The sequence below is a fragment of the Desulfotomaculum copahuensis genome (assembly GCF_001655685.1).
Taxonomy (GTDB): Bacteria; Bacillota; Desulfotomaculia; order Desulfotomaculales; family Desulfovirgulaceae; genus Desulfotomaculum_G; species Desulfotomaculum_G copahuensis.
Genome location: NZ_LYVF01000013.1, coordinates 15215 through 39687, shown reverse-complemented (window position 1 = coordinate 39687; position 24473 = coordinate 15215). Strand labels below are relative to the sequence as shown.

Genomic DNA, 24473 nt, shown 5'->3' with positions numbered 1-24473 from the left:
TACCGGAAACAAAAACGGAGTGGTGATATGGACCTGACCGTCAACCCGGCCGGACCGCTGACCGGTACCGTCACCGTGCCCGGGGACAAATCAATTTCCCACCGGGCGGTGATGCTGGGCGCGCTGGCCGAAGGGGACACCCGCATCGAAAACTTCCTGCCCGGCGACGACTGCCTGTCCACCGTGCGCTGCTTGAAAGCCATGGGGGTGCGTTTCAGCGGTCCGGACAGTGACGGCGCGCTGACCGTGCACGGCCGGGGGGCGGCCGCCCTGCAGGAACCGGCGGATGTGCTGGACGCGGGCAATTCCGGCACCACCATGCGTTTGTTGCTGGGCATCCTGGCCGGACTGCCCTTTTTCAGCGTGCTCTCCGGCGATGCCTCCCTGCGCCGGCGGCCGATGGCCCGGGTGAGCGCGCCGTTAAAACAGATGGGTGCGCGCATCGACGGGCGGGGAAATGGCGAACTGGCTCCTTTGTCCATCCGGGGCGGCGCCCTGCGGGGCATCGATTTCCACTCGCCGGTGGCCAGCGCGCAGGTGAAATCGGCTGTTTTGCTGGCCGGCCTGCTGGCGGACGGGGAAACGTCCGTCACCGAACCGGTCCGTTCCCGGGATCACACCGAACGCATGCTGCATTATTTCGGCGCGCGCCTGACCGTGGACGGCCTCACCGTACGCCTGGCCGGCGGGCAGAAGTTGACCGCCCAGCCCGTGCCGGTGCCCGGGGATATTTCTTCGGCCGCCTTTTTGCTGGTGGCCGCCTCGCTGCTGCCCGGCTCCGACCTGACCATTGCCAACGTGGGCGTCAACCCGACCCGTGACGGCATTCTTGACGTGCTGGGACGCATGGGGGCGGACATCACCCCGTGCAACCGCCGGACGGCGGCCGGCGAACCGGTGGCGGACATCCGGGTGCGGGCGGCGGCGCTGCACGGCGTGAGCGTGGGCGGGGCGCTGATTCCCCGCCTGATTGATGAAATCCCGGTACTGGCGGTGGCCGGCGCCCTGGCGACGGGGGAAACCGTGATCCGCGACGCCGCCGAACTGAAAGTCAAGGAAAGCAACCGCATCGCCACCATGGTGGCGGAGCTGGGCAAAATGGGGGCGGAAATTGCCGAACTGCCGGACGGCCTGGTGGTACGCGGGGGGCGTCCTTTGCGCGGGGCGCTGTGCGACAGCCACGGAGACCACCGTGTGGCCATGGCCTGTGCGGTGGCCGGTCTGACCGCCCGGGGCGCCACCACGGTGCGTGACGCGGCCTGTGTTGATGTGTCCTTCCCCGGATTTACCGGTATTTTAGCTTCACTGGGGGTAAAATAATATTATTATTTGACTTTAAAAAAAGGAAATTACTTTCTGGTGTCGAAAGTACAAGAGTATTTGTGTTATGATTCAAGGAGCGGATCCATGACCGGCAAAATCAGCATTGCCATCGACGGCCCGGCCGGGGCGGGCAAAAGCACCGTGGCCCGGGAAGTGGCCCGGCGGCTCGGTTTGTTATATATTGACACCGGCGCCATGTACCGTGCGCTCACCTTGACGGCCATCCAACAGGGGGTGGATTTGTCCGACCGGGCCGCACTGACGGAGTTGGCACAAAAGACCGTTATCCGTCTGGACGCCGGTTCCGGCGGTGAAACCCGGGTTTGGGCGGATGGACGGGATGTCACCGGCCGGATCCGGGATCAGGCGGTGACCCGGCTGGTTTCACTGGTGGCCGGAGTGCCCGGCGTGCGGAAGGAAATGGTGCGCCGGCAGCGGGAAATGGCCGCCGGTGGCGGCGTGGTGATGGAGGGCCGGGATATCGGTACGGTGGTGCTGCCGGAAGCGCAGGTGAAAATTTTCCTCACCGCTTCGGTGGAGGCCAGGGCGGCGCGCCGGCGGGCGGAACTGGCCGCCGGCGGGGTGAATGTGGACCGGGACGAGTTGATCCGGGCAATCGCCCGGCGGGACGAACTGGACAGCACCCGGGCGGCGGACCCGCTGCGGCCGGCCGCCGGCGCCGTGATCATCGACTGTTCCGCTTTGAGCGCGCCGGAAGTGGTGGCACTGGTGCTGGCGCAGGCGGCCGGGAGGGACGGCTGATGTTTTACCGTTTGGCCCGGGTGTTATGCCGTTTGATTCTGCTCGTATTGCGCCGCTGGACGGTTTGCGGGGCGGAAAACCTGCCCCGGACGGGGGGCGTGCTGGTGATCAGCAACCATCAGAGCTATTGGGATCCGGTGGTGGTTGGTTGCGCTCTTGACCGGCAGGTGCATTTTATGGCCAAGGGGCAGCTGTTCCGCATTCCCGTGCTGGGTCCGGTAATCCGTGCGCTGGGCGCCTTTCCGGTGGAGCGGGGGGGCGGCGACCGCCCGGCCGTCCGTACTTCGCTGCAGATCCTGGCCCGGGGTCTGGTGCTGGGTATTTTCCCCGAAGGTACGCGCAGCCGCAGCGGCGGGTTGATCGAACCCCATCTGGGGGCGGCCATGCTTGCTTTGCGGGCGAAGGTTCCCGTCCTGCCTGTGGCTGTGATTAATACCCGCGGGATTTGGGGCAAAGTAACCGTACATATTGGCAAACCACTGGAGTTCCCCGCCTTTTACGGCCGGCGGCACACCCGGGAGGATTACCGGACGGTCAGCCGCATGTTGATGGGGGAAATAGCCAGCCTGATGGATAGCGCACAAGAACGGTGATGGCATAATGGAGGTTCGGCGGGCCGCCAAAGCGGGTTTTTGCTTTGGTGTGAAAAGGGCCATTGAATTGGCCCGGGATACGGCCAGGGAACGGGACGGTCCCGTGTTTTCCCTGGGTCCCCTGATCCACAACCCGCAGGTGGTGGAGCAGTTGAACCGGCTGGGAGTCGGAGTGGTTGACGCGGTGGAGCAGGTGCCGTCCGGCGGTACTTTAATCATCCGTTCGCACGGCGCCGGTCCCCGGGTGCTGGCCCGGGCGGGCGCGCTCGGCCTGCAAGTGGTGGACGCCACCTGTCCCTTTGTGGCCCGGGCGCAGCGCCTGGCCCGGGAACTGGCCGCAGCAGGCAAACAGGTAATCCTGGTCGGCGATAAAAAACACCCTGAAGTACAGGGGATAGTTGACTGGACGGACGGGCAGGCGGTGGTGGTGGAAGGCCCGCAAGAGGCCGCGCTCCTGCCCGGCGCCGCGGACATGGCCGTGCTGGCCCAGACCACCCAGCCGGCGGCCAACTTCCAGGCAGTGGTGGATGTCCTGCAAACCAAAGCAGGGCGCCTTCAGATTTGCAATACCATCTGTCACGCTACTGTGGCCAGGCAGCAGGCGGCTCTGGAACTGGCCGGCCGGGTGGCGGTGATGGTTGTGGCAGGCGGGGCCGGCAGCGCCAATACCGGCAAACTGGCCCGCCTTTGCCGTCGGGCCGGTGTACCCACTTACCAGGTGGAAACCGCGCCGGAGCTGGATCCGGCCTGGTTTGCCGGTGTACGGGTGGCCGGACTGACGGCGGGGGCATCCACACCTGACTGGATTATCGAGGAGGTTCAAAGACGCATGAAGGAGTTGGGCGAGATGACGGAAAACGAGGAAACCAAACAGGAAACCACGGAAAGCGGGGAGGAAATGCAGGTAAACGCCACCCCGGAAGAACAGGATGTTCCGGAAGAGCATGCCGCCCCGGAAGAAAACGCCGCCCCGGCTGAACAAGCCGCCCCGGAACCGGAGCAGGCCGAAGAAGCGATGCCCGGGATGGCCGCCGAAGGAATGCAGGAGGCTATGGAGGTCAAATCCCTGCGCCACGGAGAAATCGTCAAGGGCGTGGTGGTTCAGGTCGGCCCGGATGAAGTGCTGGTCGACGTGGGAGCCAAGTCCGAGGGCATTATCCCCCTGCGCGAGCTTTCCTGTTGCAGTGTGAGTTCTCCCCAGGACATTGTCAAGGTGGGGGATGAAATAGAGGTGGCCGTAGTCAAGGCGGAGGACAATGAAGGACGGTTGATTCTGTCCAAAGAGCGGGCGGACGCCGAAAAGGCCTGGGTCAAACTGCAGGAAATGCTGGACAGCGGTGAGCCGGTGCAGGGGACCGTCCGCGAAGTGGTCAAGGGCGGCCTGCTGGTTGATGTGGGCGTGCGCGCCTTCCTGCCCGCCTCCCTGGTCGAGCGGGGCTATGTGGAAGACCTGAGCAAGTACCTGGGCATGGAGATCAGCGCCCGGGTGATTGAATTAAACCGCGGCCGCAAGAAAGTGATTCTTTCCCGCAAGGCCGTGCTGGAGGAGGAACTGGCCCAGAAACGCCAGGAAATGCTGGACAGCCTGGCCGAAGGCCAGGTGGTCCAGGGTATTGTACGGCGTTTGACCAACTTCGGCGCCTTTGTGGATATCGGCGGCGTGGACGGCCTGCTGCACATCTCGGAAATGGCCTGGCACCGGGTCAATCACCCCTCGGAAGTGGTCAAGGTGGGTGACGAACTGGATGTGGCCGTGCTGCGGGTGGACCGGGAAAACGAAAAAATCTCCCTCGGCTTGAAGCAGGTGTTGCCCAATCCGTGGGACAGCGTGGACGAAACCTACCCTGTGGGCAGCGTCGTGCACGCCAAAGTGGTCCGTCTGGCCCCCTTCGGCGCCTTTGTCCAGCTGGAACCCGGCGTGGAAGGCCTGGTGCACATTTCACACCTGGCCGATCATCACGTGGCCACTCCGGATGAAGTGGTTCAAGAGGGGGATGAAGTGGACGTCAAAGTGCTCAGCGTGGATAAAGACGAAAAACGCATCCGCCTGTCCATCCGGGAAGTGGGCCGCGAGCCGCGGGAGCGGGAAAACCGGCGTTCACGTGATCACCAGCCCAAGCATCACCAGCATATCCCCAATGACGACGGCGGCGGTGTGACCATTGGCGATGTGGTGGGCGACATCTTTGACGAACACAAGTAGGCTGTTATCCGGACAACGGCCGTTCCGGCGGGCCGGGACGGCCCCGTCACGGGGGACGGCCGCTGAACGGCGTATTGAAAGTACTGCCGTGTTGACAGGCAAGGACCGAAAGTGGCTTTAACGGCCGCTTTTTTTTTGCGGCAAAAGTCCGGCGGTTGCTGCAGCCGGGTAAAACGGCCGCATTTTTGCATTATTTACAACCCGGCGGGACAGGCTAAAACAGGAGATAACCGCAAAGGGGGCAACATAAATGACCCGGTTTCCAGTCGGCCTGATTGTTCTGGTGGTGGTTTCCCTGATCATTTATTTCGGTCTGGCCCACCGGGCGCTGGACCGCCTGCGCCTGTCCGACCGGGGGGCGCTGGCCGTGATCGCCGCTATTATCCTGGGCAGTTTTATCACTATTCCCCTGGCCGGCGGGCGCATCCCCCTGTCCGTCAATGTGGGCGGCGCCCTGGTCCCCCTGGGCCTGTCCGTTTATCTTTTGTTCAAGGCCGGCACGGGCAGGGAGCAGGTGCGCGCCCTGGTGGCCGCCGCCGTTACCGCCCTGGCCATTTTCGCCGCCGGTTCCCTGCTCATGCGCGGCCTGGCCGAGCCGGGCGGGCGGTTTGAATTTCTTGACTCACTGTGGCTGTATCCGCTGGTGGCCGGGGTGGTGGGGTATCTGGCCGGGCGTTCCCGGCGCGGCGCCTTTATTGCCGCCACACTGGGCGTGCTGGCCAACGATGCCGGTTATTATTTCTGGCTGGCCGCCCGGGGCGCCCCGGCCGGCCGGGTGCCCATCGGTGGCGCGGGTGCTTTTGACGCGATCATTCTTTCCGGTGTGTTTGCCGTCTTGATTGCCGAAGTGGTGGGGGAAGTGCGTGAACGCGCCGCCGGCGGACCGGCCGTAGCCGGCCGGCCGCCGGAACTGGTGCGGGGGTTGCGCAAACCGGAACTCGATGCGCAAAGCCGGCCGGAGGAAGGAGGCGAAAAGCATGAATAAGACGCGGTGCGGTTTTACCTGTGGTGCGGTCATGCTGGCCGCCGGCTTGTGCCTGCTGGCGGCGGCCGGCCTGTACCGGACGGTGCAGCCGGTATTCAGTCCGGCGTTTTTATTCAAGACAGCGGAAAACGATCACCTGGACGGCCGGGTGATTGTGATCAAAGATGAAAAAGGGCGCGTGATCAGCAAGACGGCCCGCACGGTCACGGCCGGTGATGAGATCTACACCGCTGAAGGAAGGCACTACCGGGTGAACCGGGTGCTGGGTGATACCGCCTATGCCCGTTTTGCCGGTTTGGACCGCGATTTGCTGGCTTACCGCGATTATTACGCCCGGCTGAGCGTACCCGTGGCCGCGGCGGCTAAAAACAGCGGTCCGGTGGGCATTTACCACACCCACAGCGACGAGTCCTACCTGCCTTCGGACGGCGCCGATTCCATTCCGTTTCACGGCGGCATCTATCAGGTCGGGCAGTCCTTCGTCAGCAGGCTGCAGGGCAACGGAGTAAAAGTGAACTATGACAAGACGCCCCACGACCCGCACGACAACGCCGCCTATCAGCGCTCCCGGCGTACGGCGGTGAATCTGATGAAGAGCAATCCGGTCGCTCTGTTCGACGTGCACCGGGACGGCGTGCCCGACGCTACGTTTTACCGCCGTTTCATTTCCAATCAGGATGTTACCCAGACCCGGTTGGTGGTGGGGCGGGAAAACCCGAACATGAAGGCCAACCTGGATTTTGCCAAGCGGCTGATGTCTTACGCCAACAGCGTGCACAAGCCGATCGTCAAGGAGATCTTCATGGGCAAGGGCAATTATAACCAGGATCTGATGCCCACCGCGATGCTGGTCGAAGCGGGCACCTACACCAATGTCAAAGGGGAAGCCGAACGGGGCGTCGACCTGCTGGCCGGTGCGGTGCCGGTGGTGCTTGGAGCGGCCGGGCCGGCCAAACCGGGTGCGCCGGAATACAGCAAGCCGGTCACCGACCCCACGGCGGCCACCCCCGGCGGCTGGAGCGCGCTGGCCTGGATCATCGGCCTGTCCCTGCTGGTCAGCGGCGCTTTTCTGGTGATCAGTTCAGGCGGTTGGGAACAGGCCAGAAAACGCCTGAACGGCTTCTTCGGCCGCGAATTCGCCGTCCTGCCCGACTCCCGTCCAGCCAAAAAGCCGCTGCTGGGCAAACCGGCGGGGACCGGGCGGGCATCCGGCGGGGAGCACGGTCCGGACGGCGGTGAAGGGGAGCGGAAGCTCCGGGAGCGGTCCGGTAAGGATTGAGGATGAAAATTATATATTACTGCTTTGGCGGTACACATTCATCCGTTACCGCCGCCGCCATTCATCTGGGCCTGCTGCCCCGGGACAGGCTGCCGCCGGCCGGGGAAATCGCCGCCATCCCCTGGTTCGACCGGCGGGATACCCGGCAGCAGGGCATTCCCGCCTTTTTGGGCCGTGACGACCGGGGGAACGAAGTGTACGTACTGGGCTGGCCGGGCCGGCCGCAATTAATCGAACTGGTTTATGCCGGCCTGGCCGGTATTTTTTCTCTGCCGGCCGGCAGCTACAAGCTGGTCAACGTCAAGGAACACGTCAATCTAATCATGAAGGCCGGCGGTTTTTTATCGCGCCGGCTGGGCTGGGTGACCCTGGGCCGTCCGCTGGCCGCCCGGGGCATCCGGCGGGCCTACCCGGCGCTGCGGGCACTGGTGCAGGCGGTGCTGCAGGAATTGGAACCGGAGCGGCACCGCCTGCAGTGACGGGCGAAATGAAAAACGGGATATGACGGGCATTCCGGTTTTTTGTGCCGGCGCGGCACCGAAGGCGCAAACCGCGGACAAAAGCGGCCGCAAAGGAGTTTCGCGGTTTTCAACGCGCCGGTCTGCGGCATAAAACGGCGGCTTGACTTAATATGTCCGATAGTAGATAATGGTAGGGATATGGACTGGGGAGGAAGCATATGGCGGAGAACGGCCTGGCGGTGTCGGCGGTGGCGCCCGGCGGCATTGCCGCCGAACTGGGCGTGGCGCCCGGCGACCGGGTGACGGAAATAAACGGCCGTCCGGTGAACGATATCATCGATTACCGGTTTCTGACCGGCGACGAGGAGATTACAGTGACCCTGGTCAAACCCGGCGGCGAGGAGTGGCTGCTGGAAATCGAAAAGGATTTTGACGAAGGCCTGGGTCTGGAATTTGCCGGCGGCGGCCTGGGCGCCACCCGGCGCTGTCAGAACCGGTGCCTGTTCTGTTTCGTGGATCAGATGCCCCCGGGGCTGCGGGACACCCTGTACGTAAAGGACGACGACTTCCGTCTTTCTTTTCTCCAGGGCAACTTCATCACCCTGACCAACCTGCGGTCCGGGGAACTGGAGCGCATCGTCCGGCAGCGTTTGAGCCCTTTATACATATCTGTGCATACCACCAATCCCGCCCTGCGGGAAAAAATGATGCGCCACCCGGCCGCCGGCAAAATCATGGCGCAGTTGCGCTTTCTGGCCGAAAACGGCATTGCGGTGCATACCCAGGTGGTGCTTTGCCCGGGGCTCAACGACGGGGCGGAGTTGGACCGTACGTTTGCCGGCCTGCGCGCCCTGTGGCCGGCGGTGCGCTCGATCGCCCTGGTGCCGGTGGGACTGACCGGCCACCGGCGGGGTCTTTTCGCGTTGCGCACTTTCACCCCGCCGGAAGCGGCGGCCGTGCTGAACAGGGTGCGGCGCTGGCAGGAAGACTGTCTGGCCCGCTGCGGCGATCCGCTGGTTTACGCCAGCGACGAGTTTTACCTGACCGCCGGTGAACCGGTTCCGCCGGTGGAAAGCTATGGTGAATTTCCCCAGACGGAGAACGGCGTCGGTCTGACGCGCCTGTTCCTGGACGAATGGGCGCAGGCGGCGAAGGAACTGCCCGCCGCCCTGCCGGATGAGCGCGTGGTGAGTGTGGCCACGGGGATGCTGGGGGAAAAGGTGCTCGCCCCGGCCGTGGCGGACCTGAACCGGATCAGCGGCCTGCAGGTGCGCCTGCACGCCGTGCCGAACCGCCTTTTAGGCCCGACGGTGACGGTGGCCGGTCTGTTGTCCGGCGGCGATCTTTTAAAGGAATTGTCCGGCCGGCCGACGGGGCGGTTGCTGATTATTCCGGACGTCATGCTGCGTCACGACGGGCGGGTTTTTCTTGATGATTTGACGGTGGATGATCTTTCCCGCCGCCTGGGCCTGCCGGTGGCCGTGGCCGGCGGGCCGCGCGAGCTGGCCGGTTTGGCCGTTGGTGGTTAGCCGCCGGTCGCTGTATGCGCGCATGTTGCGCTTGATCTTGCCGGCGTTGGATGCCGTCCATTTTCCGGCCCGCCTTGCCCCCCGGGAACCGCTGGAAGACGGGAACACCCGCCGGTGAAAGTAACATTCGATAACATTAAAGGAGTCAGTCATGCCCAAGCCGATTGTAGTCATCGTGGGCCGGCCCAATGTAGGCAAATCCACCCTGTTCAACCGCATTGTGGGCGGCCGGGTGGCCATTGTGGAAAACGAGCCCGGCGTAACCCGGGACCGCCTGTACCAGGATGCCGAATGGGCCGGGCGCGCCTTCACCCTGGTCGACACCGGCGGCCTGGACCTGCGGGAAACCGGGGAAATCGCCGGCGGCGTGCGCCGTCAGGTGGAACTGGCCGTGCGTGAGGCCGACGCCGTGCTTTTTGTGGTGGACGCCCGGGCGGAATTGACCGCCACCGACCGGGAAGTGGCCGCGATGCTGCGCCGGAACAACAAGCCGGTGCTGCTGGTGGCCAACAAGGTGGAAAACTTCAGCCGGACTGAACACCTGGCCGTTTTTTATGAGCTGGGCCTGGGCGAGCCCATTCCCGTTTCCGCCGCCGAAGGCCTGAACACCGGCGATATGCTGGACCGGCTGCTGGCCGTGCTGCCGCCGGAGGAAGCGGCGGAAGCCCAAACCGATCAGATCCGCATTGCCGTGATCGGCCGGCCCAATGTGGGCAAATCATCCCTGATCAATTCACTGCTCGGCGAGGAACGGGTGATTGTGAGCGATGTCCCGGGCACCACCCGGGATGCCGTGGACATTCACCTGCAGCGGGGGGAAAAGCATTATGTGCTGGTGGATACGGCCGGTATCCGGCGCAAAAGCCGGATCGATCAGCCCACCGAAAAGTTCAGCGTGATCCGCTCCCTGCGGGCGGTGAACCGCTGCGAGGCGGCCCTGGTGGTGCTGGATGCCGTGGAGGGAGTCACCGAACAGGACAAGCGCATTGCCGGGTATGCCCACGAACAGGGCAAGGCGGCGGTGATTGTGGTGAACAAGTGGGATCTGGTGGAAAAGGATACGCATACCGCCGGACGCTTCACGGAAACCATCCGCCGCGAGCTGGGCTTCATGACCTACGCGCCCGTCCTCTTCACTTCCGCCCTGACCGGGAAAAGAACCGGCCGGGTGCTGGAGGCGGTTGATCTGGTGGCGGAACAGAGCCACCTGCGCATCGCCACGGCCAATTTGAACGCCCTGATTCGCGAGGCGCTGCTGCACAACCCGCCGCCGGCCCAGAAGACCCGCCGCCTGAAGATTTTTTACGCTACCCAGGGCGGGGTGAACCCGCCCACTTTTATCTTGTTTGTCAACGATCCGGAGCTGATGCATTTTTCCTACCTGCGCTACCTGGAAAATCAGCTGCGCCAGGCCTACGGCTTTGAAGGCACGCCAATCCGTTTTTTCCTGCGCCGGCGCAAGGAAGAAGGAGCAAAATAGACCGTGCCGGATCCGGCCGCGGCACGCGCGGCTGCACAGCGGGAATTTCGTTCAAGCGCCGCGTGCGGCCCGCGGATCGGTTTGCCGTCACTTCTTTGAACCGCCAATTTGGGGACGAAACGTCAAATCCGAGTATTGACCGGGGAGGGTTGCCGGGTGGTTCAGTTTCTGGCGGTGGTGACCAGCTACTTGATTGGTTCCGTACCGGTTGGTTATCTTTTGGGGCGCGCCCGCGGCGTGGATATCCGGCAGCGCGGCAGCGGCAATATCGGCGCCACCAACGCCTGGCGCGTTTTGGGGCCGGCGGCCGGAACCGCGGCGCTGCTGGGCGACGCGGCCAAAGGAATGCTCGCCGTTTTCCTGGGCCGGCACACCGGCGGCCACGGCCTGGAGGTGCTTACCGCCCTGGCCGCCCTGGCCGGCCACAGCTGGCCTGTTTTTCTGGGTTTCAAGGGGGGCAAGATCATCGCCACCGGACTGGGCGTCTTCCTGGCTCTCGCCCCGGTTCCCGCCCTGCTGGCCCTGCTGATCTGGCTGGCGGTGGTGGCGGTTTCCCGCTATGTTTCCCTGGGCTCGATTATTGCCGCGGCCAGCCTGCCGGTATGGATGCTGGCGCTGCGCCGGCCGCTTTTGGATACGCTCTTCGCGGTACTGGCGGCGGCCATCGCCATCTACAAGCACCGGCCGAACATCCGGCGCCTGCTGGACGGCACCGAATCACGCCTCGGCGGGAGATAACCGGCCCCCGGTTGCATACCGCGGTGGAAAACGTACCGGGAAGGAGAATCGCAATGGAAGACAAAGTTGCGGTGCTGGGCGCCGGCAGTTGGGCCACCGCGCTGGCCGTACTGCTGGCCGGCCGGGGTTGCCCGGTTTTGATGTGGTCGCGGCGGGCGGCGCTGGCGGAGGAGATCAACCGGCAGCGCCGGAATGCCGGTTACCTGCCCGGGGTAGACATACCGGAAAACGTACATGCCACGGTGGATCTGGCCGGCGCTTTACATAACGCCCGGGCGGTCGTCTTCGGCGTGCCGTCACACGCCTTCCGGGAAACATTGCGGGCGGCCCTGCCCGAACTGACGGCGCAGACGCTGATTGTAAACGCCGCCAAAGGCATCGAGGAGGACAGCCTGCTGCGCCTGTCCCGGGTTTTCGCCGCCGAAGCGGGGGAGGAAAGGCTCTGCCGCTACGTGGTGCTTTCCGGCCCCAGCCATGCGGAGGAAGTGGGGCGGGGGATGGCCACGGCGGTGGTGGTGGCCTCCGCTGATCCGGCCGCCGCCGGAGAAGCGCAGGACCTGTTCATGACCGGGAGCTTCCGGGTTTACACCAATCCGGACGTAACCGGGGTCGAACTGGCCGGCGCGTTGAAGAACGTAATCGCCCTCGGTACGGGCATCGCCGACGGCCTGGGTTGCGGCGACAACACCAAGGCCGCTTTGATCACCCGCGGGCTGGCTGAAATCACCCGCCTGGGCATGGCTTTGGGTGCCAATGTGCTTACTTTTGCCGGCCTGGCCGGAGTGGGCGACTTGATTGTCACCTGCACCAGCATGCACAGCCGCAACCGCCGGGCCGGGATTGAAATCGGCCGGGGCCGGACGCTGGACGAGGCGGTGGCCAGTGTGCACATGGTGGTGGAGGGGGTGCGCACCACCCGGGCCGCCTACCGCCTGGCCGCTCAATACGGCGTGGAAATGCCGATTACGGAACAGATGTACCGGGTGCTTTTTGAGCACCTGCCGCCCCGCCAGGCACTGGAAAACCTGATGAGCCGCGGACGGCGGCGGGAAATGGAAGAGGTGGCCCTGGCCGCGGTGGCCTGGCGCTACGACCGGGTGCAAAAGTGATTGCCCAGCGGGGGCGGCTGACGCGGCAGTAACTGCTCCGCGGCACGCCGGCTGCACGCCGGGTTCGCGCGGCGATGATCAATCAGGCCGGACGGACGGCAAAGCCCGCTGCAGCGCAGCGGGCTTTGCCGGTGCCATGTTGCCGGCCGGCTTCCGCCGTTTGGCCGCTTCCGTGCTAAGACAACAGCCTGCGCGCTTCCCGGTAATTGGCGGCGTAATAGGATTCGTTCAGCGACGAATATTTGACGCCGCCGGTGGAAGAGTCATGAATAAACTGGTCGTTACCGGCATATATACCGACATGTTCAATGTCCTTGCTGCCGTTGTAGCCGAAAAACACCAGATCACCCGGTTCCAGGGCGGACCTGTCCACCGTCCGGCCGAGCATGGCCTGATCCGCGGCGTTGTGGGGCAATGCGATACCCGCGCTGTTGAAAACAAACATGGTGAAACCGGAACAGTCGAAGGACGACGGCCCGGCGGCACCGTAAACATAGGGCCGGCCCAGCAGCGAGTTTGCTTCGGCCAGCACAGTGCGGGCGTCAACCGCGGCGCCGCGTGAAACGGCCGCCGGCGCGGCGGTACCGCCGGGTGGCGCGCCGCCGGAAGACCCCCCGGGGGGAGCAGTGACGCCCGGTGGCTTGCCGCCTGCCGCACCGGGGATGACCAGCGTCTGGCCGGGGTAAATCAGGGTGGAATTCAAACTGTTTGTCCGCATGATGGCCTGTTCATCCACACCGAAACGCAGTCCGATCCGGTAAATGGAATCGCCGGGCTGCACCCGGTAGCCGGTTGAGCCGGACGCCGGCGGCTTTTCCGCCGGTGCGGCGCTCCCGCGCCCTCCGGCTTTGTTTGCTCCGGCCGCCGTCTGCTGTCTGTCCGCTGTCCGTGCTTTGTCCGCCTTCAAGGCGTGCGGCGCCTTTTGCGGGGACGGCAAAGCACCGGTGCCGGCCGCCGGCCGCACGTTGTTACCCTTTTCCGGGATCATCAGCTTCTGTCCCGGATGAATCATACTGCCATCCAGGCCGTTGGCCGACTGCAGGCTTTTTACCGTGGTGTGGTAATGCATGCTGATCGCGTACAGTGAGTCGCCCGGCTTCACCGTATAATCAGCCGCAGCCGCCGCGGCCGGAAAGGCGGGCAAACAGAGCAACCACAGTAAACAAAGGTATTTTGCCGCCCGGGAATGATTCCCGCCAACCTTGTTTTTCATGCATCACCTATCCCTTCCTGACAACTTCACCTTGGCGTTGAAAAATTCTTCGACACCGGGAACGGGAATCCTGCCGGATGATCCAAAAATTTGTTAAAATGAAAATTCATAAAGCGGGCGGACATATTCCGGTTGACTGGTAATATATATATATTGTTAATGTATGCCACTGGAAAAAAATTCACTTGGACTAGGCCGTTTCAGGTGAATACACGGTTTGGGAAGCAGCCCGAAAATTGCGGCCACCTCCCAGGGGGGATGCAATTCAGGTTGAAGATACAACTTTACAATTTTTAAAAGGAGGGGGCGAACCCATGGAAAAGCTTGATATCTTCCGGGATATTGCGGAACGGACGGGCGGTGACATCTATCTGGGCGTGAGTGGCGGCGTACGCACGGGCAAGTCTACATTTATCAAGCGCTTCGCCGAATTGCTGATGATTCCCAATATCCAGAACCCTTATGACCGGGAGCGGGCCAAGGATGAGCTGCCCCAGAGCGGCGCGGGCAAGATGGTGATGACCACCGAACCCAAATTTGTGCCCAACGAGGCGGTTGAAATCGAGATTATGCCCAACCTGACCGTTAAAATGCGGCTGGTTGATTGCGTCGGTTACCGGGTGGAAGGTGCGCTGGGCTATGAAGAGGAAGAGGGGCCGCGCATGGTGTCCACTCCGTGGTTCGACGAACCGATTCCGTTTCAGGAGGCTGCTGAAATCGGCACGCGCAAGGTGATCTCCGAGCATTCCACCATGGGCATCGTGGTCACCACCGACGGCAGCGTCACCGACATCCCGCGGGAGAACTACCTGGAAGCGGAGGAGCGGGTGATTGCCGAATTCAAGGACATCAACCGGCCGTTCCTGGTGCTGTTGAACAGCACCCGCCCCACCGACCCGGAAACAATCGCCCTGGCTGAGGAGCTTTCCGAAAAATACGACGTGCCGGTGCTGCCGGTGGACGTTTTACAGATGTCCCAGCAGGATGTGCTGCATATCCTGGAAAAGGTGCTGATGGAATTCCCGGTCAACGAGGTCAATGTCTCCCTGCCGCTGTGGGTGGAGGAACTGGATGCCGGGCACTGGCTGCGGCAGAAGTTCGAGTCTTCGGTGCAGGAAACCATTCAGCATGTGCGGCGCCTGCGCGATGTCAACGGGGCGGTGGACGGGCTGGCCGATTACGACTTCGTCCAGAATGTACAGCTGCACAAGATGGATATGGGCACCGGAGTGGCGGCCATTGAAATCACTTCGCCGGAAGGCCTTTTCTACCAGGTACTCAGTGAGGAATCCGGCTTCCGGGTGGAAGGGGACCACGAACTCTTCCGCCTGGTCAAGGAACTGGCGGTGTCCAAACGGGAATACGACAAGGTGGCCGAGGCCCTTGCGGAAGTGCGGGAATCCGGTTATGGCGTGGTGACGCCCAGCATTGAGGATATGAATCTGGAGGAACCGCAGCTGATCCGGCAGGGCGCCCATTTTGGCGTGAAATTGAAGGCCAGTGCGCCGTCCGTGCACATGATCCGGGCCAGCATTACCACCGAACTGACCCCGATCATCGGCACGGAAAGGCAGTGCGAGGAACTGGTCCGCTACATGTTGAACGAGTTCGAGGAAAACCCGCAAAAGATCTGGCAGTCGGAAATCTTCGGCAAATCGGTGCACGACCTGGTGCGCGAGGGTATCCAGAACAAGCTGCACCGGATGCCGGAAAACGCCCAGGCCAAACTGCAGGAAACCCTGCAGCGCATAGTGAACGACGGCAGCGGCGGATTAATCTGCATCATCATTTAACCGGTCGGATGACCGGTTTTTTTTTTGCCTTTTTCACCGGAACTTAACGGTTCTATGTTAAAATTATAAGTGCTCCCGGTTGCGGCACGCATATTGCCAGTGGTGATGCCCCGGTGCTATAATGACAGTAATTTTTTGAGCTTTTGGCGGGAAGGGGAGAGTGGATTTTGCAGGAACCGGTGAAAGCGGGCCTGCTGGGCCTGGGTACGGTGGGCCGCGGGGTCTATAAAATATTGCGGGACAATGCCGCCAATATCACCCGCAAGGTGGGCGCCCCGGTGCAAATAAGCCGGGTGCTGGTGCGTGACACGGCCAAAAAGAGGGAAGTGGAAATAGAGCCGGCCCTACTGACGGATAATATAGACGATATATTGGATGATCCGGAGATTGGCGTGGTGGTGGAAGTAATCGGCGGCATCCACCCGGCGCTGGACTATGTGCTGGCCGCCCTGGAGCGGGGTAAAAGCGTGGTCACCGCCAACAAGGACATGATTGCCCTGCACGGCAAGGAACTGTACGCCGCGGCCGCGGCCGGCGGGGTCGATTTGCTTTTTGAGGGTAGCGTGGCCGGCGGCATTCCGGTGATCCGCCCGCTGAAACAGTGTCTGGCCGCCAACCGCATTCAGACGGTCATGGGCATCATCAACGGCACCACCAACTACATGCTCACCCGGATGACCCGGGAAGGCTGCAGTTTCGAGCACGCGCTGCAGGACGCCCGGGAGAAGGGCTACGCCGAGGCGGATCCGGCGGCCGACGTGGAAGGCGTGGACGCCGCGCGCAAGCTGGCCATCCTGGCCTCGATCGCCTTCAACAGCCGCATCACAGTCCACGATGTATACGTGGAGGGTATCACCCGCATTACCGCCCGGGACATCGCCTATGCCCGGGAACTGAATTATGTGATCAAATTGCTCGGCATCGCCAAGGAAACGGCCGATGGAGTGGAGGTACGGGTGCATCCCACCTTCATTCCGGTTGGTCATCCCCTGGCGGCGGTGAATGACGTCTTCAACGCCATTTTCATCCGCGGCGATGCGGTGGGGGAAACCATGTTCTATGGCCGGGGGGCCGGAGAAATGCCCACCGGCAGCGCGGTGGCGGCCGATCTGATGGATGCTGCACGCAACCGCCTGCATCATGTACCGGGCCTGATCAGCTGCACCTGTTTTGAACAAAAGCCGCTCAAACCAACCGGCCTGGTGGAGAGCAAATACTACGTCCGCCTGCAGGTGGCCGATCGTCCGGGCGTGCTCGCTTCCATCGCCTATGCCTTCGGCGACAAGGAGGTCAGCCTGGCCTCGGTGCTGCAGAAGCACACCGACGGCGAAAAGGCGGAAATCGTGCTGGTCACCCACCGGGTACGGGAGCAGAACTTTCAAGACGCCCTGCGCCTGGTGGAGCGCCTGTCTTCCGTGGATGAAGTGAGCAATTTCATCCGGGTGGAAGAGGAAATTTAAGCGCCCTCCGTGACCGGCCGGGGTGCCGTGCCGCGGAATGCAGGATTGGCTTCCCCCGGCATGCCTTTTTATGTTATGATACTAGAATAGAGTTCCGGTGGCAGGAGGTTTTGGTTTCATGGTCCGCGTACAGGTTCCCGCCACAACGGCCAATCTGGGGCCGGGGTTTGACTGCCTGGGACTGGCCCTCAAACTCTATAACACGGTGGAAATGGTTCGTTTGCACGCGGGCCTGTCCATCGAAGTTCACGGGGAAGGAGCGCAGGAAATCGCCCGGGATCAGACCAATGTGGTCTACCGGGCTGCCATGCGCCTGTTCAACCAGGTTGGTTTCGCCCCGGGCGGCCTGCGCATCCGTCTGATCAACAACATTCCGGTGGCCCGGGGACTGGGCAGCAGCGCGTCGGCGATCACCGGCGGGCTGATCGCGGCCAATATCATTGCCGGCGGCAGGCTGACACAGAAGGAACTGCTCACCCTGGCCGCGGCGATTGAGGGGCACCCCGACAATGTGGCGCCGGCGCTTTTTGGCGGTATTGTGGTCACTTCGGCGGTGGAGGGCGAGGTCAGGTATGCCCGTATCGACCCGCCGTCCGGCCTGAAAGCGGCCGTGGCCATTCCCGAGTTCAAACTGTCCACCAGAATGGCCCGGGAGGTCCTGCCCCAGCAGGTGAGCATGCAGGACGCCGTTTTCAACCTGGGCCGCGTGGCCCTGCTGGTGACCGCCCTTTGCCGGGGTGACCTGGGCCTGCTCACCGGGGTGATGGAAGACCGGCTGCATCAACCCTACCGCGCCTCCCTGGTGCCGGGGATGAAGAAGGTGCTGGCCGCCGCCCGTCTGGCCGGCGCCCGCGGGGTCTGCCTGAGCGGCGCCGGTCCGACGCTGATCGCCTTTGCCGACACCAACCTGGAACTGATCGCCCGGGCGATGAAAGACACCTTTACACAAAACGGCGTGCCGGCCCGGGCGATGGTCCTGGAGCCCAGTCCGATCGGGGCGCGGGCGCTGGAAATAAAAACGTGATCCGGATTTGCGGCATACGCTTCCGGTTTGGATAACAATGGATTAATCAACCTGGAGGGAATGGCAAATTGCTGGTAGTACAGAAATATGGCGGCAGTTCGGTGGCCGGCCCGGAGCGCATCCGGCGGGTGGCCCAGCGGGTGGTGGATTTGCGCCGGCAGGGTGACGACGTGGTGGTGGTGGTTTCGGCCATGGGCGATACCACTGACGAACTAATCAGTCTGGTTCAAAAAATTACTGACAACCCGCCCGAACGGGAAATGGATATGCTGCTTTCCACCGGCGAGCAGGTTTCCATCGCCCTGCTGGCCATGGCGATAAACAAGCTGGGGGAAAAGGTGATCTCCCTCACCGGCCCTCAGGTGGGCATTCTTACCGATGACGTGCACACCAAGGCGCGCATTGTGGAAATCAAAACAGACCGCTTGAAGGAAGAGCTGGCCGCCGGACAGGTGGTGGTGGTGGCCGGCTTCCAGGGCATGAACACGGCCAATGACATCACCACCCTGGGCCGGGGGGGGTCGGACACCACCGCCGTCGCCCTGGCCGCCGCCCTCAAGGCTGATTTGTGCGAGATTTTCACCGACGTGGACGGCGTCTTTACCGCCGACCCGCGCCTGGTGCCCGACGCCCGCAAGCTGCCCTGCGTCTCCTATGATGAAATGCTTGAGCTGGCCCATCTGGGCGCCGCGGTGCTGCACCCACGCTCGGTGGAATGCGCCAAGATATACGGTATTCCTTTGCATGTGCGCAGCAGTTTCAACCACAACCTGGGCACCATTATCAAGGAGGTTGGCGAGATGGAGAAGGCACTGGTGGTTACCGGCATCGCCCACGATTTGAATGTGGCCAAGATCGGCCTGTTTGACGTGCCGGACCGGCCGGGTATCGCCTGGACCATCTTCCAGGCGCTGGCCGATGAAAATGTCAACGTGGATATCATTATTCAAAGCGCCATGCGCAACGGCGTAAACGACATCTCCTTCACCGTCGCCCAGAGCGATTTGAAAAAGGCGCTGGCGGTGGTGGAGAAGGTTCAGCACCGGGTGGAAGCCGGCGGCTATACTTACGACGAAAATGTGGCCAAAGTTTCCATTGTCGGCGCCGGTATGGTTTCCAACCCCGGCGTGGCGGCCATGATGTTCGACGCCCTGGCCCGGGAAAACATCAACCTGGATATGATCAGCACCTCGGAAATCAAAATCTCCTGCATCATCAAAGCCTCCGAGGCGGCCAGGGCGGTGCGCGCGCTGCACCGCCGGTTCAGTTCGTGCGTGGAGAACGAGAACTGTGTGGCCAGCGCATAAACCGGTTCCCGTTGAACACCGCGCCGGTGCCGGAGGGAAGGGTTGACGGCCGGCGGCGGAGGGAGCGGGCGGTAATTGATGCACTGTCCGTCAGGCGGGTTTGCGCACCGGTTTGAACCGCGCTGCCCGCCGGCCGGTGCCGGCGGCAGACCGGATTGCCGGGCGAAATTGCCGTCCGGTGCAGGACGGTGGTGGAATAAAAAGGAAGCATAGTGGCCATAATGGCAGGTAAATACTGCTTGCGAAAGGATGCTTCCTGTGGCCTTTATACTTTTATTTCTGGCCGCGGTGCTCTTTGCCGCCACGCTGGTCCTGCTCTGGCGCAGCGGCGCCGGGGACGCCGCCCCGGTGCGGCGTCCGGGCGGGCGCGTAAACCGTCCTGTCCGGACGGTTGCCCGGGGAAAAGACAAGCCCGCTCCGGACGGCAAAGAGCCTCCCCGGCCCTCAATGATCACCATCGCCCTGGTCTTTCCGGCCGCTGATCCCGCGGAACCGCTGTATACGCCGGACGGGCGTCTGAAAAACCGCTTTCATCCGCGGTTCTGATGGCGGCAAAGCGTCATTTGGCGTCAAACCCTTCTCACTTGAGAAGGGTTCCTGAATTTATAATGAGGTGATCCGATTGAAAGAGCAAAAACCATCATTTGAGCAGTTTTTGAACGGTCTGCTTGAAACGGCGAGGGAACGGGTACCGGCGTGCGATGCTGCCACGCCCTGGCTGTCCACCGGCGACGGGGCCGTCCGCGCCGCCATTCTGGACGAATTTAAAAGGCGGGTGGAGAAACAATACGGCACGGAACTGGTGGTGGAACCGGACCTGATTTCCCTGGACCGTCCTTTGGAAAGCATTGCCGTTCAGCTCTACCACGTTTTTTCCACCGTCCATTTAATGGAAAGAATCAACGCCAAAATCCGCTCCCGCCTGCATTAAACGGCACTGCGGCCGGACTGCGGACGGCTTGGCGGAAGGGCTGGTGCCCGAAAGCGCAAGCTCTTGCCAGACAACCTGGTATGATTTACCGCTTGGCAGCATAAAAGGCAGGCTTGTATAATAATAGAGACTTACCAACCAATATATCGGCCGAATCCTCCACCGGGAGGTACGGGGGAATTCAATCGATGCGGGGTGAATCCACGCCTGGCGGGAGGTGAAACAAACAGGCGCGGTAGGGTGCCCTCGCCCGAATCCGTCAACTAACTCCGGAGGCCGGAGGAGGGAAAAATGAGAAGCCTGTCGTTTAGCCTGCGGTGTGCGCTGGCGACAGTGGCTGCTTTTTTGCTGCTGCCCGCCGGTATCGCCCTGGCGGCCACCTGCGTGGTCAACCCGGGCGATTCACTGTATACCATCAGTTGTTGTCACGGAACCACAGTGGAGGCATTACGTTCCGCAAACGGGTTGACCACGGACATGATTTACCCCGGTCAGAAATTGATCATTCCCGGGGAAAACAGCAGCCGCTCATCCGTCCAGGAATCAAGATATACGGTGCAACCCGGGGACACCCTTTATTCCATCGGCCGGCGTTACGGCGTGGACTACCAGTCGATCATCAACGCCAACGGTTTGTCCGGCACGTCGCTCTATCCCGGTCAGACCCTGCTCATACCGGCGGCCGGCAGCGGCCGCGGCACGGCCGGACCGGCACAGGTGAGCCGGGGCGCTTTGTTCCGCGGCCCCGTATCTTACGACCGGTCGGACTTCGACCTGCTGGCGCGTCTGATTACCGCCGAAGCGGACAACCAGTCCTTTACCACCCAGGTGGCGGTGGGGGCGGTGGTGCTGAACCGTGCCCGCTCGGACATTTTTCCGCACAGCATTCCGGGTGTGATCTACCAGGTGGATGATACCGGTTCCTACCAGTTTGAGCCGGTGCTCAACGGCTGGATCAACCGGCCGGCCAGCTTGCAGGCGCAAAAAGCCGCCCTGGCTGCGTTGAACGGCGAGGATCCCACCCACGGCGCCCTGTACTTTTTCGATTCCTGGGTGACCAACCCCTGGCTGCAGTCGCGCCCGAACAAACAGTGTCTTGATGATTTTACATTTACCAGCTGATTGATCAACAATCACACATAAACCGCCGCCTATTCGGCGGCAGGGGACGGCGGGCGTCCAGCGCCCGCCGTCCCCTGTGTTTTCTGGCTTCGGAAGGCGCCGGGAAGCCGGCCGGTGGCGGCGGCTTGCCGGCGGCGGAAAACAGGTGCGGAAATGGCCGGCCCCGGGCAGGAAACCGGACAGCGGGTGGAGAAAAAATCAAATTGGGGATAAAATTTTCAGACCGCCTGCCGAAATTATGGTTATACAGAAATTTTGCCCGTGCTCTGAATGGCCCGCTGGTTGAAGACGGAGGTTATATATGGAACAACAAACTGCTCCGGTAAAGGTAAGCATTACCAACGACAAACTTAAAGCCTGGGTTTCCGCTCCGGACGGGGTGGCGGCGCTCGACGTGGAAGCATTGTCCCGCACCCTGCAAGCGGCTGGAGTGGTGTCCGGCATAAACAGGGAAACACTGGCTTCCTTCGCCGCCGCACCGAAGGCGGAAGCGGTACTCGTCGCCGAAGGGCTGCCGCCGCAGCCGGGAGTGGACGAAACGGTGGAATGGCTGGTAAAAACCGAAGCGCATGAACAGGAAGAAACCGGAGCCGGAAGGGAAACGGCCCGGGTCGATTTTCGCGACACCAGCACCATAATATCCGTGGAAAAAGACGCCCTGCTGGCCGTCAAGCATCCATCCAGGCCGGGCACGCCCGGAACGGCCGTGACCGGTGAACCGCTGCCGCCCCCGGAGCCGCGTTTGATCGAGCTGCGGGCGGGCAAAAATGTGGCCGTCAATGCGGAGGGAAACCGGGCGGTGGCCCTGGTCAACGGCCGTCCCTGGTACAAGCAGACGGGCAACCTGTTTACCGTGCACGTGGATCCGCTGCTGGTGCAAAAAGGGGATGTCTCCATCAAGACCGGTCATATACGGTTTAAGGGCGACGTAAAAATCCTGGGCAGCGTGGGTGAGGCCATGGAAGTACAGGCCAGCGGCAACGTGGAAATCACCGGCCTGCTCACCCGGGCCACTGTGATCAGCGGCGGCCGTCTGGTTGTGCACCGGGGCGTGATCAGCAGCCGGCTCAAAGCCGGCCGGACTTTCCCCGGCGCCAGAAAGCTGACCTTTGTGCTCGGCGACATCCAGGCCGCACTGGAGCAGGTCAGCCGGGCGATGGAGCAATTGCAGCGGAACAGGGATTTTAAACAGATCAATTTCGGCCGTCTGCTGATGACCCTGCTGGATGCCCGTTTCAAGAATTTGCGCCCGCTGGTCAAAAATGCCCTGCGCCAGATCGCGCAGGCCAAAGGTGACGTGCCGGAAGAGGTGGTCCGCTGCGCCAAATCACTGAACCATCTGGTCGGGCTGAACCCGCTGACGGTGAAAAGCTTCTCCGAGTTGACCCAAAATGTTGCTGAAACGGCGCAAATGCTGCAGGAAGAAGCCGCCGCCCCGGCAGATGTGATTATTCACTCCGCCATGGCCTCCACCGTGCAAAGTTCCGGCAATGTGACGGTAACCAGCCAGGGTTGTGTGAATACCACCATCAATGCCGGCGGCAATGTAAGGATCAAAGGGGCCTTTAAAGGCGGGGAAATATTCTGTGAGGGCAACGCGGAGGTGCAGGAACTGGGCAGCGCCCTGGGCGTGCCGCCGGTGGTCAGGGTCGGTGCCGGCGGGCTGATCCGGGTGAACCGGGCTTTTGCCGGCGCGGTGATTCAGGCCGGTCAGCGCAGGCACACCCTGACGCAGGAAACCGGTTCCTTCAAGGCGCGTCTGAACAAGGAAGGGGAACTGGAACTGATTTGAGTGCTGTTCCCGGAACGGAGTGGACCCCGGCCGCCACGGCGGTTGCCGGCGGCGGCCGTTCAGGAAAAAAATTCGTATAGGCCCACGGCGATTAATATCAAACCGGCGATCAGGCCGGCCCAGCGGCCCAACCAGCGGGACAGGCATTGGTGGCCGAACCGGACTGAGCCGGCCAGGGTTAAAAGGCTGAAAACAAACACCATTGCGGCGGTCAGGGGAATGTCTATGCCGACAATGCCGCCGCCGAAACCACCGGCCAGGTTGTTGATCGTCAGGGCGATGGCAAGCAGGAAAGCCTCCCGGCCTTCTATCTTTCTGGACAAATCCATGTCCGCCGTCCACGGCTCCCGCAAAATCTGGATAAACAGGCCCAGCGACTTGATATGAAACTCCACCAGCTTTTTTGCTCTGGATGGCAAATTTTCATCTTCTTGCGGCCGCGGAGCGGGCTTTTTTGCGGAAACCGGTGCGCCCGGGCCGTCCGGTTCCCTCCAGGACTGCAGGATTACCCAGGCCCCGGCGCCGGCGATAATGGACGACCCGGTGAGCACGGCCAGATGGGCCGGAATATACCTGGCCACCAGGCTGCCCATACACATTGACAAGATGGTCCCGGCCGTGGTTATGATAGCGACAATCAGGTTTGAACGGAAGGGAAGACCGATGCGCCGGATACCATAGCTGGTACCGATGCCGGTATTGTCCAGGTTGGACGAGATGGCCAGCAAAATTGCCGGTAACAGTTTCATTGTCACGACCTCCTGCATGTTGTTAATTACAGTTTTATGATGCGCAAAAAGGGGGCGTGCCTGGTAGATTATAGGAAAAGAACCCGGTAACATCCCGCGCCGCGGCCGGGCCGGTCAAAATATCACCGGCCGGTTATGGAAAAACCAAACGGGGCGGCCCGCGGGGAAAAGCTGTCCGTCCGGGTGCAGCCGGCGGGTTCTATGAAGGCCGGATGTCAGGCAACAAGAAATATTTCACGAAAACAGGCGGGTATGCCGCCACGGGCATTTCAAAAACAGGCCGGAGTTTTATAGAAGACAGCAGGTGTTTGATATCAAGCACCTGCTGTCTGTATTTAGACATTCACAAACGCTTGTAACTACTTGCACAAGCGGTTGCGGCCGGCAGCGCTGTATGTTTATAAACAGGTTCAGCCGGCCGGCGTGTTTATGCCGGCCGGATTTTTAACCGCTTTTTCCGGCTTTTAACGGCTGGCATGAAGTATGCTTATTCCTAACTGTGTGAACGCACGCACAATCATATTGCAGGAGGGATGAGAGTTAAAAAAGATTATTGAGGATGCAGCGGGGGAAATGACGGGAGTTGGTGGTCGGGGGAAGCAAGTCGGCCGGACCGGTTG

At 62.1% G+C, this 24473-nt stretch carries 21 protein-coding genes and 1 riboswitch; of the genes, 19 read left to right on the top strand and 2 right to left on the bottom strand.

From position 1 onward, the window contains the following. Window positions 1-27 precede the first annotated feature (27 nt). From aroA to A6M21_RS01470, 11 genes are all read left to right on the top strand, one after another. Window positions 28-1320, top strand: coding sequence for a 3-phosphoshikimate 1-carboxyvinyltransferase (gene aroA / locus A6M21_RS01520; protein WP_066666273.1), 1293 nt, complete (start codon window positions 28-30; stop codon window positions 1318-1320). An 87-nt stretch (window positions 1321-1407) separates the two neighbouring features. Further along, complete coding sequence (gene cmk / locus A6M21_RS01515) at window positions 1408-2085, top strand: (d)CMP kinase (RefSeq protein ID WP_066666143.1); 678 nt, start codon at window positions 1408-1410, stop codon at window positions 2083-2085. Next, window positions 2085-2678 (top strand): lysophospholipid acyltransferase family protein, encoded by a 594-nt coding sequence (locus A6M21_RS01510; protein WP_066666142.1) that lies wholly within the window; start codon window positions 2085-2087, stop codon window positions 2676-2678. The genes cmk and A6M21_RS01510 overlap by 1 nt, the downstream gene beginning before the upstream one ends. A gap of 7 nt (window positions 2679-2685) precedes the next feature. Next, window positions 2686-4881, top strand: a complete 2196-nt coding sequence (locus A6M21_RS01505) for a bifunctional 4-hydroxy-3-methylbut-2-enyl diphosphate reductase/30S ribosomal protein S1 (protein WP_066666141.1) — start codon at window positions 2686-2688, stop codon at window positions 4879-4881. Between the two features lie 250 nt (window positions 4882-5131). Beyond that, a complete protein-coding gene (locus A6M21_RS01500; protein WP_066666140.1) occupies window positions 5132-5866 on the top strand; it encodes a DUF1614 domain-containing protein in 735 nt (244 codons plus the stop codon). Next, window positions 5859-7145 carry a stage II sporulation protein P gene (spoIIP, locus tag A6M21_RS01495; RefSeq protein ID WP_066666139.1) on the top strand — a complete coding sequence of 429 codons (1287 nt, stop codon included), beginning with the start codon at window positions 5859-5861 and terminating at the stop codon, window positions 7143-7145. Before A6M21_RS01500 ends, spoIIP begins: the two co-directional genes overlap by 8 nt. 2 nt (window positions 7146-7147) lie before the next feature. Beyond that, window positions 7148-7624, top strand: coding sequence for a DUF3189 family protein (locus A6M21_RS01490; RefSeq protein ID WP_066666138.1), 477 nt, complete (start codon window positions 7148-7150; stop codon window positions 7622-7624). A 200-nt stretch (window positions 7625-7824) separates the two neighbouring features. Then, the gene (locus tag A6M21_RS01485; RefSeq protein WP_066666137.1) at window positions 7825-9135 is read left to right on the top strand and encodes a DUF512 domain-containing protein; all 1311 of its coding nucleotides are present in this window, start codon (window positions 7825-7827) and stop codon (window positions 9133-9135) included. 151 nt (window positions 9136-9286) lie between these two features. Continuing rightward, complete coding sequence (gene der, locus A6M21_RS01480; RefSeq protein WP_066666136.1) at window positions 9287-10615, top strand: ribosome biogenesis GTPase Der; 1329 nt, start codon at window positions 9287-9289, stop codon at window positions 10613-10615. A 156-nt stretch (window positions 10616-10771) separates the two neighbouring features. Next, complete coding sequence (gene plsY, locus A6M21_RS01475; protein WP_066666135.1) at window positions 10772-11353, top strand: glycerol-3-phosphate 1-O-acyltransferase PlsY; 582 nt, start codon at window positions 10772-10774, stop codon at window positions 11351-11353. Between the two features lie 53 nt (window positions 11354-11406). Then, entirely contained in the window at window positions 11407-12462 is a 1056-nt protein-coding gene (locus A6M21_RS01470; protein WP_066666134.1) for an NAD(P)H-dependent glycerol-3-phosphate dehydrogenase, read from the top strand. Window positions 12463-12637: 175 nt separating this feature from the next. Here the strand turns inward: A6M21_RS01470 and A6M21_RS01465 are convergent, their stop codons facing one another. Then, complete coding sequence (locus A6M21_RS01465) at window positions 12638-13675, bottom strand: C40 family peptidase (RefSeq protein ID WP_066666133.1); 1038 nt, start codon at window positions 13673-13675, stop codon at window positions 12638-12640. Window positions 13676-13989: 314 nt separating this feature from the next. Between A6M21_RS01465 and spoIVA the strand changes: the two genes are divergently transcribed. From spoIVA to A6M21_RS01420, 8 genes are all read left to right on the top strand, one after another. Next, on the top strand, window positions 13990-15468 hold the full coding sequence (gene spoIVA / locus A6M21_RS01460) for a stage IV sporulation protein A (RefSeq protein WP_066666132.1): 1479 nt from the start codon (window positions 13990-13992) through the stop codon (window positions 15466-15468). A 167-nt stretch (window positions 15469-15635) separates the two neighbouring features. After that, the gene (locus A6M21_RS01455) at window positions 15636-16928 is read left to right on the top strand and encodes a homoserine dehydrogenase (RefSeq protein WP_066666131.1); all 1293 of its coding nucleotides are present in this window, start codon (window positions 15636-15638) and stop codon (window positions 16926-16928) included. Window positions 16929-17046: 118 nt separating this feature from the next. Beyond that, window positions 17047-17952 (top strand): homoserine kinase, encoded by a 906-nt coding sequence (gene thrB / locus A6M21_RS01450; RefSeq protein ID WP_066666130.1) that lies wholly within the window; start codon window positions 17047-17049, stop codon window positions 17950-17952. A gap of 68 nt (window positions 17953-18020) precedes the next feature. Further along, window positions 18021-19259, top strand: coding sequence for an aspartate kinase (locus A6M21_RS01445; RefSeq protein ID WP_066666129.1), 1239 nt, complete (start codon window positions 18021-18023; stop codon window positions 19257-19259). Between the two features lie 258 nt (window positions 19260-19517). Next, the gene (locus A6M21_RS01440; protein ID WP_151191747.1) at window positions 19518-19805 is read left to right on the top strand and encodes a hypothetical protein; all 288 of its coding nucleotides are present in this window, start codon (window positions 19518-19520) and stop codon (window positions 19803-19805) included. Window positions 19806-19881: 76 nt separating this feature from the next. Then, window positions 19882-20190 (top strand): hypothetical protein, encoded by a 309-nt coding sequence (locus tag A6M21_RS01435; RefSeq protein ID WP_078060301.1) that lies wholly within the window; start codon window positions 19882-19884, stop codon window positions 20188-20190. A gap of 138 nt (window positions 20191-20328) precedes the next feature. Next, window positions 20329-20482, top strand: a riboswitch (cyclic di-AMP (ydaO/yuaA leader). Next, complete coding sequence (locus tag A6M21_RS01430) at window positions 20482-21312, top strand: LysM peptidoglycan-binding domain-containing protein (RefSeq protein ID WP_066666126.1); 831 nt, start codon at window positions 20482-20484, stop codon at window positions 21310-21312. (Overlaps the previous riboswitch by 1 nt.) 301 nt (window positions 21313-21613) lie before the next feature. Continuing rightward, a complete protein-coding gene (locus A6M21_RS01420) occupies window positions 21614-23104 on the top strand; it encodes a flagellar assembly protein A (protein WP_066666124.1) in 1491 nt (496 codons plus the stop codon). Between the two features lie 59 nt (window positions 23105-23163). Here the strand turns inward: A6M21_RS01420 and A6M21_RS01415 are convergent, their stop codons facing one another. Next, window positions 23164-23853, bottom strand: a complete 690-nt coding sequence (locus tag A6M21_RS01415; protein ID WP_066666123.1) for a manganese efflux pump — start codon at window positions 23851-23853, stop codon at window positions 23164-23166. Window positions 23854-24473: the final 620 nt, after the last annotated feature.

Bases quoted from the DNA above. Each gene is read 5' to 3' on its own strand.
- A6M21_RS01415 (WP_066666123.1), bottom strand. From the start codon at position 23,853: ATGAAACTGTTACCGGCAATTTTGCTGGCCATCTCGTCCAACCTGGAC.
- thrB (WP_066666130.1), top strand. From the start codon at position 17,047: ATGGTCCGCGTACAGGTTCCCGCCACAACGGCCAATCTGGGGCCGGGG.
- A6M21_RS01465 (WP_066666133.1), bottom strand. From the start codon at position 13,675: ATGAAAAACAAGGTTGGCGGGAATCATTCCCGGGCGGCAAAATACCTT.
- A6M21_RS01485 (WP_066666137.1), top strand. From the start codon at position 7,825: ATGGCGGAGAACGGCCTGGCGGTGTCGGCGGTGGCGCCCGGCGGCATT.
- A6M21_RS01470 (WP_066666134.1), top strand. From the start codon at position 11,407: ATGGAAGACAAAGTTGCGGTGCTGGGCGCCGGCAGTTGGGCCACCGCG.
- der (WP_066666136.1), top strand. From the start codon at position 9,287: ATGCCCAAGCCGATTGTAGTCATCGTGGGCCGGCCCAATGTAGGCAAA.
- A6M21_RS01430 (WP_066666126.1), top strand. From the start codon at position 20,482: ATGAGAAGCCTGTCGTTTAGCCTGCGGTGTGCGCTGGCGACAGTGGCT.
- A6M21_RS01510 (WP_066666142.1), top strand. From the start codon at position 2,085: ATGTTTTACCGTTTGGCCCGGGTGTTATGCCGTTTGATTCTGCTCGTA.
- spoIIP (WP_066666139.1), top strand. From the start codon at position 5,859: ATGAATAAGACGCGGTGCGGTTTTACCTGTGGTGCGGTCATGCTGGCC.
- cmk (WP_066666143.1), top strand. From the start codon at position 1,408: ATGACCGGCAAAATCAGCATTGCCATCGACGGCCCGGCCGGGGCGGGC.
- A6M21_RS01420 (WP_066666124.1), top strand. From the start codon at position 21,614: ATGGAACAACAAACTGCTCCGGTAAAGGTAAGCATTACCAACGACAAA.
- A6M21_RS01500 (WP_066666140.1), top strand. From the start codon at position 5,132: ATGACCCGGTTTCCAGTCGGCCTGATTGTTCTGGTGGTGGTTTCCCTG.
- A6M21_RS01505 (WP_066666141.1), top strand. From the start codon at position 2,686: ATGGAGGTTCGGCGGGCCGCCAAAGCGGGTTTTTGCTTTGGTGTGAAA.
- A6M21_RS01490 (WP_066666138.1), top strand. From the start codon at position 7,148: ATGAAAATTATATATTACTGCTTTGGCGGTACACATTCATCCGTTACC.
- aroA (WP_066666273.1), top strand. From the start codon at position 28: ATGGACCTGACCGTCAACCCGGCCGGACCGCTGACCGGTACCGTCACC.
- spoIVA (WP_066666132.1), top strand. From the start codon at position 13,990: ATGGAAAAGCTTGATATCTTCCGGGATATTGCGGAACGGACGGGCGGT.